This is a genomic window from Corynebacterium sp. LK2510, from assembly GCF_040946405.1.
Lineage (GTDB): Bacteria > Actinomycetota > Actinomycetes > Mycobacteriales > Mycobacteriaceae > Corynebacterium.
On record NZ_JAYWLR010000020.1, the window covers coordinates 25,821 to 34,668 of the forward strand.

Annotated in this window: 5 protein-coding genes and 1 tRNA gene; 2 read left to right on the forward strand and 4 right to left on the reverse strand. The window is 62.9% G+C overall.

Annotated elements, in window-relative coordinates:
• Positions 1–30: 30 nt before the first annotated feature.
• Positions 31–1,353 carry a lipase family protein gene (locus VVR41_RS09545; RefSeq protein WP_368524570.1) on the forward strand — a complete coding sequence of 441 codons (1,323 nt, stop codon included), beginning with the start codon at positions 31–33 and terminating at the stop codon, positions 1,351–1,353.
• On the forward strand, positions 1,350–1,553 hold the full coding sequence (locus tag VVR41_RS09550) for a hypothetical protein (protein ID WP_368524571.1): 204 nt from the start codon (positions 1,350–1,352) through the stop codon (positions 1,551–1,553). Before VVR41_RS09545 ends, VVR41_RS09550 begins: the two co-directional genes overlap by 4 nt.
• A 1,630-nt stretch (positions 1,554–3,183) precedes the next feature.
• Here the strand turns inward: VVR41_RS09550 and VVR41_RS09555 are convergent.
• The 4 genes from VVR41_RS09555 to VVR41_RS09570 all read right to left on the reverse strand — a co-directional run bounded on the left by VVR41_RS09555 (position 3,184) and on the right by VVR41_RS09570 (position 8,533).
• Complete coding sequence (locus VVR41_RS09555) at positions 3,184–3,780, reverse strand: DUF3558 family protein (protein WP_368524572.1); 597 nt, start codon at positions 3,778–3,780, stop codon at positions 3,184–3,186.
• Between the two features lie 340 nt (positions 3,781–4,120).
• A tRNA-Leu gene (locus tag VVR41_RS09560) sits at positions 4,121–4,197 on the reverse strand.
• Positions 4,198–4,247: 50 nt separating this feature from the next.
• Positions 4,248–7,862 carry a transcription-repair coupling factor gene (gene mfd, locus VVR41_RS09565; RefSeq protein ID WP_368524573.1) on the reverse strand — a complete coding sequence of 1,205 codons (3,615 nt, stop codon included), beginning with the start codon at positions 7,860–7,862 and terminating at the stop codon, positions 4,248–4,250.
• Entirely contained in the window at positions 7,859–8,533 is a 675-nt protein-coding gene (locus VVR41_RS09570) for a TetR/AcrR family transcriptional regulator (RefSeq protein ID WP_368524574.1), read from the reverse strand. The genes mfd and VVR41_RS09570 overlap by 4 nt, the downstream gene beginning before the upstream one ends.
• Between the last annotated feature and the right edge of the window lie 315 nt (positions 8,534–8,848).

Sequence of the window (8,848 nt, forward strand, 5' to 3'; positions counted from 1 at the left end):
AACTACTGATTTCTTTGCCGAGGTAGCCCCATGAACCGCACATTCGCTTGTCGACGCCCCCTCACCGCCACCCTTGCCGCCGTCGGCCTCTCACTGTCCGGAACCGCGGTGACCGCCGACGCCGCACCGTCCAGCCTGGTCAAGGCGGGTGAGCCGATGCGCGCCGTCGCGGCTCGCACAGAAGCGACCTTCGACAGCGGTCTGTCGATCCCAGCGCCTGCAGGTCCTGCTGGCACCGTCCTTGCAACTGTGCCCCTCGATCACCGCGTCGGCCTCGCAGACGCTGCCGAGCAGCACCGCTTCGCCTACACCACCTCCGACCAGCACGGACAACCCGCCACAAGCACGGGTACGGTCTTCCTCCCGCACGGTCATGCTCCGGAGGGTGGGTGGTCTGTCTTGGCTTGGGCGCACGGCACCGTCGGGCTTGGCGACGAATGCGCCCCGAGCATCAACGCACCCTCCGCACGCGACGCCGAGTATCTTAACCACTGGCTTAACCAGGGGTACGCCATCGTCGCCAGCGATTACGCCGGCCTTGGTTCACCTGGCTTCCACAGCTATCTCAACGGCAAGGTTGCTGCCGCCAACGTTGTCGACTCCGTCCAGGCTGCACACTCGCTTCCTCTCGGCGCGGAGCTTTCTACCGCATGGGCCGTCATCGGCCAGTCTCAAGGCGGCGGTGTCGCACTCCACGTGGCCCACCGCGCCTCCGCATTGAGCCACGAGCTCGGTCTGGATTATCGCGGTGCGGTCGCAACCGGCGCTCCCGCCTATATCGAGGAGATCGTCTTAGCTGCCGGCCCCTCGTTCCCTCCTGTACCGCTTCCGGCCGGGATGACCACCTACGGCCTGTACATTCTCGCGGCGGTCGAAGAGGCCCACCCAGAAATCGACCTCAATTCCGCGCTCACCGACGAAGGCCGTTTCATGATCGATGAGGCAAAGAAAAGCTGCTACGACGAGGTCGCCGCCGCAGCCGTCGGAACCAGTTTGTCGCGGGCATTCACGAAGCCGCTTCGCGACGTCCCCGGCCTCGCCGACGCGACCCGCGCCTTCATGTCCACCCCAGTTGCAGGCTACGACAAGCCCGTTTTCCTCGGCCACGGAATACAGGACATCGACGTGCCCTCCCCAATCGGTGTGGTCCTCAACAGTGACATGTGGCTACGCCAGTTCTCCCCCGACGCCGCTGCCCGCAATGCTCGGGTTGAGGTGCACTGGTACCCCACCGATCACAGCGGGACGGTTAACCTGTCGACCCGCGACTCGACCCCGTTCCTGCGTGGAATCTTCTCGGATTCCACAGGTGATGAGGCGTCGAGCTCGGGGCTGCCCCAAGCGATGCTGTGAAGCTAACGCTCGCGCGGTTCCCGCACGTTATCCCCGATGACCTGTGGCAGGAGCGCGGGCGCTTCGCCAAGGAGTGCCCGCAGATTCCCCTCACGTTCGACAGCGCTGGTGACCGCCTTTATGGGCTTGCCTTTTCGGTCGCTCCTCCTCGGCCCGCCGCCGGCGTGCCCACCGACCGGGTAGGCACGGTTTCCACCTGACGTTCCTGTCTGGCCAACCGGTATCGCGGATGCCGAGCGGGCACCTGCCCCCGATGTACCCGCGCCCGGCGCGCCGACTCCGTGTGCACCTGTTCCCGAGACTCCCGCACCTGGCATTCCCACACCTGCGATTCCTCCGCTGGGGATTCTGCCCCCAAATGCTCCGGTGGGTACCCCACCGCCCACAGCGAAACCGCGACCAAGCCCTGGAGTATTTCCACGGCTCGTCCCCGTAGGACCGCCCAACGCCATGGGTCCGCCACCTACGAGTGACGCAGGGCTTCCACCACCCAAAGCGCCTCCGTTCAGTGGGGCGACACTGGGCGCACCGCCCAGCGTTGGGGTGCCGACGCTATTCCCCAGGCCAGTTCCCATCCCAGTTCCGGGATTCAGGCTTGGTGGCATCGTCGGCACTCCCAACGACGCGACCTGAGTCGGCGTGGCTCCGGCAGAGATAGCCTCGAGAGCCTCCGGGGTTGTGTTGGCGAACCGCTCCACCACCTGCGCTGGCGTGTTAGCGCCGGCAAGATCACCAAACCCGCGTTCCCGCAGCGCACTCGCGACTACCTTCGGCAGGGGTGTCTGGTCGAACTCGGGCGCCTGTGGAACCGACACCGCACCGGCATCGAAGTCGCCTCCTGGCATGTCGCTTAACGGTGGCAGCAGTTGGTCAAAAGCGGGATTCGACGGAATGAGCCCGGCCGTCAAGCTTGGTGCGAACGGAAGAAGATATGCCTGTTCGAATGCGATTTTTGCTGGTGGCGTCGGCAGCGCTAGCCAAGTTCCGTGTGCGACTGCCGTGTTGATCTGGTTCGCCTGGGCAACGGTGGCCAGGTTCGTCGTGTGCATCGCTAATGCACCCGCGTGCGCACTGTAGGTTCCGCCTGCCCATTGGATGCGGTTGATCCGATCGATCGCAGCCTGCACCCAACTGGTTGTCGCGGAGCTAGCCAACGCCGCCTTCACCCCTTCCAGAGCAGCGACTGCACTGCTAATGGACTCCGCTGTGGAGGTCCATTGTGCTGCCGCCGCCGTAGCCTGGGCAGGAAACGTACCCGCGAACTGAGCATTCAGAGCAGCGAGAGATCCCTGTGGCCCGGCGACTGGAGCCGCGTTGGCGAACCTGCCGGTAGTGGGGTTGACCAGAACTGGCGGAACCGGATTCTGCATGTCCGCGACGAACTGGTTGAGGCCGAGTCCCCTTCCTGCCCCGATGTGCGATACCAGTTTGGAGAACTGGAAGTCCTCGGCCACTGCACTATTCAGGTTCGCCTCAAGAAGCGCAGCCGCGTCCAGCATGTGTGCAGCCAATGCCTTGGTGGACATCGGTTCGTAGGTTCCTGAGATCGCACCGTGCGTTCGGCCGGCGAAGTCTAGGCCTGAGACGGGTGAGAAAGAAGCAGTGGTAGCGCGCGCTCCCATACGGAACTGTGCCGCCAGGTCTCTGCCAATCGACTCCAAAGTCGAGATAGCACTCCGCAGAGACGCAACATCAAGCAATAAGTTTCCAGACAATTGTTCCCCCGATACATCATCACACCAACTTTGATGTGAAGCGTATCGCCGGTTCGTAATCTCAGATGGCCTCAGCGTGTCCACCTAAGTGCCACTTGAGAGGGAACCTGCAAGTTCAGTCCAGTGTATAAAGCTTCTCCAGAATATCTGCGCTGACTTGGCAAAGCTCAGCTTGGTTAGTAACTGGTCGAATCGCACTAGCGGAAACTGAAAATGTTCCCCTAACCGTTGAGACACCCACGTCACAGATCCCTTCTTCCAGAAACGGTGGCCCGAAGGCAAACCCATCAGGGACAACTTCGACCGGTTCGACGAAAACAGATTGGCTCTTGATCTCCTCTGCGCGAAGTCGGTTGCTAATCAAGCTGACTCCGATATCCGCGTGAGTGGTTCTGGCCTCGCAGCTTCTCAGTCCCGCAATCTCCAAATACTGATTAGTAAGCGCCTCCCCCTTCACCAACCCCACCGCAGCGAACTCTTCTTCGCTGATCTCAGCGCATGGATCGAATAGGTTATCGCCAATTGTGTAGGGGTCGAACTCCCCGAGCACCAGGTCGCCGCTTTCAAAATGAAATGCAGGTGGCTGCTCTGACACCGGATCACCTGCCACCGGCCGCGCTGTTACCTCAGGAGCTCTGGATTCTGGCCCCTGCACTGAACACCCTGCTACCAATAAGGGGAGAACGACGATCAATGGACGGAAAACTCTCACAACACACCCCCGCGCTGTTGTTGTCGAATACTCCCCTGGATTCTGGGCCCCCGGGCGGTTCCGCGCAAGAGATGCAGCAAAGTCTGGACCGGTAAAGCACTCGAATGTACCCGCGCCAGCAGGGAAATCTCATCAAATAAAATCGGAGCGCATAGTGCTTCTGATGCGTGACCAGCGAGAAAGAGCGAGCAGTACCCAGGTGTGGTGGGCGTGCGGGTGAAAGCGGTGAAGCGCGCTGCTGTCAACAGCTGGACAACCCGCACTCTGTGCCGTCTGTGTCGGAGTTCTTCTGCCTCGGCGAACAGTGGTCTCACCACGACGAGCGACAACGCGCCTGAAGTGGTGCCCCCACAGGGACTCGAACCCTGACTGAATCGATTTTAAGTCGACTGCCTCTGCCAATTGGGCTATGGGGGCATGCCCGGATAGTTTACGGCCACCCGGAAGCCGATGGGCAATCAGCCCGGTTACTCGCTGACTGATAAAACCTTCTTCCTCTTTGGCTCCACGTGACCTCCTGTAACCGAGATCTTGTCCACATCGAACATGTCGGAGAGGAAGTCGGCGACCCACTGGAGCAGTTCGACGTCGCGAAGTGTGGGCTGGTTGACCCCCTTCGCCGCGCGAGGGAACGGGACCTGCAGCGCCTTGGCGGCTGCCCGGTAGTTCGAGCCCGGGTAGAGCCGCTTCAAGCGGACCTGCTTGGAGTCCGGCAGCTCCACCGGCTGGAACTTGATGCGCGTACCCTGCACCAGGATGTCGGAGACCCCGGCGCGCCGGGCCTGGTGGCGAAGCCTGGCGACGGCCATGAGTCGCTCGACCTCTGTCGGCAAGGGGCCGAAGCGGTCGACCATTTCGTCGGCGACGGTGGTGAGGTCGGCGTCGTCACGCGCCTCAGCAAGCTTGCGGTAAACCTCGAGTCGGAGGCGTTCGGAGTTGACGTAGGACTCGGGGATGTGGGCGTCGACAGGCAAGTCGACGCGGATCTCCTTCGGCCCCTTGTCAGTTGCATCGATGGTCTCACCCGTCATGAGGGCCTTGAACGTCTCCACAGCCTCGCCGACGAGGCGGACGTACGTGTCGAAGCCGACGCCCGCGATGTGGCCGGACTGCTCCGCGCCGAGCACGTTGCCGGCGCCGCGCATTTCCAAGTCCTTCTGCGCCACGGCGATACCCGAGCCAAGCTCGTTGTTCTGCGCAATCGTGGCCAGGCGGTCATAGGAGGTTTCGGTGAGCGTCTTGTCCTTCGGGTAAAGGAAGTACGCGTAGGCGCGGTCACGGGAGCGGCCGACACGACCACGCAGCTGGTGGAGCTGGCTCAAGCCCATGTTCTGAGCGTTTTCCACGATCAGCGTATTGGCGTTGGCGATATCGAGGCCGGTCTCGACGATGGTGGTGCACACCAAAACGTCGTACTCGCGGTTCCAGAACCCCTGGACGGTCTGCTCGAGAAGCTGCTCCGACATCTGGCCGTGCGCCACCACAACGCGGGCCTCGGGCACGAGGTCGCGGATCTGGCGCGCCGTGCGCTCGATGTCAGAGACCTTGTTGTGGATGTAGAAGACCTGGCCGTCGCGAAGCAGCTCGCGGCGGATTGCCGCAGCGATTTGTTTGTCCTCCTGCGGGCCGACGTAAGTCAGCACAGGGTGGCGGTCCTCGGGCGGGGTGGTGATCGAGGTCATCTCGCGGATGCCGGTCAGCGACATCTCGAGTGTGCGCGGGATCGGGGTCGCGGTCATCGTCAGCACATCGACATGCGACTTCAGCGCCTTGATGTGCTCCTTGTGCTCCACACCGAAGCGCTGCTCCTCGTCAACAACCACGAGCCCAAGGTTCTTCCAGTGCACGCCCGTCTGGAGCAGTCGGTGGGTGCCGATGACGACGTCGACGGAGCCGTCGGAAAGCCCGGCGAAGATCTCCTTCGACTCCTTCGCCGTGGTGAAGCGGGACAACTCGCGGATGGTGACCCCGAAGCCGTCCATGCGGCGACTGAACGTGGCGAAGTGCTGCTGCGCGAGCAGGGTCGTCGGTACCAGCACCGCGACCTGCTTGCCGTCCTGCACCGCCTTGAACGCGGCGCGCACAGCCACCTCGGTTTTGCCGAAACCGACATCGCCCACAATCACACGGTCCATCGGGACCGGTTTCTCCATGTCGTCCTTGACCGCCTCGATGGCCGCGAGCTGGTCTTCGGTCTCCACGAAGGGGAAATTGTCCTCCATCTCGTGCTGCCACGGGGTGTCCGGCGCAAACGGGTGGCCCGGCGCAGCCTGGCGCTTGGCGTAGAGCTCGATGAGCTCGCCGGCGATTTCGCGCACCGCGGCGCGGGCCTTCTTCTTCGTGTTCTTCCAGTCCGAGCCGCCCATCTTGCTTAGCGACGGCTGCTCCCCACCCGAGTACTTACTCAGCAGATCGAGCGACTCCATGGGCACCCACAGCTGGTCGTTGGGCTGGCCGCGCTTCGCCGGCTGGTATTCCAAGACGATGTACTCGCGGCGCGAATCCTCGTCACCGGCCTTGACGGTACGCTCGGCCATCTTGACGAACTTGCCGATGCCGTGCGTGTCGTGGACGACGAAGTCACCCGGCTTCAGCGCAAGCGGGTCAACTCGGTTGCGGCGGCGCGGTGCACGGCGCTTGGCACCGGCGATGTCCCCGACGCGGTTGCCGGTGACATCGGTCTCTGTCACGACCACAAGATTGGGGCCGGGGAAGACGAGCCCGGCGTGCGACAGCGCGCGGTAGAGCGTGACCGCGCCTTCCACAGGTTCGGCCCCTGGCGCGGCAATGCGCGCAGAAATGCCATGCTCGCGCAGGCGCTCGGCCATCCGCTCCACGGTGCCCTTCGCAGGCGCAATGAACGCAGCCTTCCCCCCGTTGCTGTTGACGTGCAGCTTGAGTGTGGCGAAGAGCTGTTCAATCGCCTTGGGCTCGCCCTTCGGTGCGGGAGCCGCATCGAACTCCAGCGGCAGGGTTTCGGAGTCATCGGCAGTGAACATGCCAGGAGGGGCGAACGTCCACCACGCGGCACCGGCCTTGCGCGCCGAGACACGCAGCGACTCGAAGGAGCGATACGAGCTGGCGGAGACATCGAGGTCTTCGACGGCCACGGGTCCCTCCGCACCCATCGCGGCGGCCTCCCAGCCTGCTTCGAGGAACTCGCGGTCGGTCGCCTCGAGGTCGGCAATGCGGGCCTTGACCTTCTCCGGGGACGTCACCAGGACGATCGCGCCCTCGGGAAGCAGTTCTGGAAGAGCCGCATAAGGCGTATCCGTCAGCGCCGGGATGAGCGCCTCCATCCCGTCGGCGTAGGTCTTCTCGGAAATACGCGTGAGCAGCTGCACGAGCGTCGGGTTCGACTGGTACTCGCGGGCGAGCGTGTCGGCGCGGGCGGCGACGGTGTCGTCGATAAGCAATGGGCGGGCGGGGAAAACGTCGACCGTGGCGACGTCCTCGATCGTGCGCTGGTCGGCGACTGCGAAGGAGCGAATGTCAGTGACTTCGTCACCCCAGAACTCGAGGCGGACCGGGTGCTCGGAGGTCGTGGGGAAGATGTCGATGATTCCGCCGCGGGTGGCGAACTCGCCGCGCTTGGCCACCATGTCCACGTGCTCGTAGGCGTAGCCAACGATTCTCTCGGTGAGCTGGGTGAAGTCGTGCTCTTCGCCTGCCTTGACCCTGATCGGTTCAACCGCCGGCAAAACGGGCTGGCACGCCGCGCGGGCTGCCGCGACGATAACGCGCGGCATCTCCCACAACACCTTCGCGCGACGGCCGACGACGTCAGCTGCGGGCGAGAGGCGCTCGTGCGGAAGCGTCTCGATCGCGGGAAGGTAGGCAACCTCGTCCTCACCGATGAGCGCTGCGAGCTCGGCGGTTAGATCCTCAGCCTCGTGTCCGGTGGCGGTGACCACAAGGACCGATGTCTCGCGCGCGAGCGCGGCCGCTGCCCAGCTGCGCACCTGGTCAATGCCCGTGACGTGGAGGGAGTCCTGGCCGACGTTGTTAACCAGGCCCTTCAGTTTCGGGTCGGCGAGTGCTGCGGTGAGCAACCCGCTGAGGGCGGGCGTGGTCTCTGTCATTCTTTCTCCGTGAGGTTGTCGTGAGCGATGTCGAAAATGCCGCTGATCCCATCCGCTGCAGCGCTGCGGTTGGACTCAATTTTCGGGGTGGCCTCCATTCCACTGAGCCCATTCCAGGCCAAGTTCGCAATGTGCGCGGCCACTGTGTACTTGTCGGGCGAGCGCTGGTCCAACCACCACAGCGCGGTACTCGACGCCGTACCAACCAACGCCTGGGCGTACAGCGGCGCGATCTCCGGATCAAGTCCGCGGTGTTTGAACGCGACCCCGAGGAAAGACGACACCTGTTCGATGGACTTGTTCAGCAGCGTGGAAAACGTCCGATCCTCCCCCGGCACCTGTCCATGGACCAGGATGAGGAATCCGTCGGTGTTTTCCTCCACGAACGTCAGCAGGGCGACGATACTTCCCTCGATGCGCTCACGCCACCGGCCAACCGTAATAGCTTCGAGGATCCTCACCTCGAGCTCAGCCGTGTCTTCTTTGACGATTGCCTTGTACAACCCGTCTTTCCCGCCGAAATGCTCGTACAACACAGGCTTTGACACCCCCGCACGGATGGCAATTTCCTCCACGGAGACACCATCGAAACCGCGCTCGGCAAAAGCCGCGCGGCCGATGTCGATCAATTGGGCCCTGCGTTGGGCGCCGGTCATACGCTGACGAGCCATGACACCTACTCTACGGGCGAAGTTAAAGACCCGATGATTGGGCGTAGCGCTAACGTGCTCTACAATAAGTTTTTGAATTTCCCCATGGTGTAATTGGCAACACTACGGTTTTTGGTACCGTCATTCTAGGTTCGAGTCCTGGTGGGGAAGCTTTTTGACCGCCCGTCAACCTTCGTTTTCGCTGGTTGTGGGCGGATTCTTTTTTTGTCGACGTTTCTCCAATTTCCAGCGTTTCGGGGGTCTCCGGGGGTTGTAGTAATCGAGATGCAAACAGAAATTGGGAGAGTGTCTGATGGTTTGTGTGCGGGGGCGTGG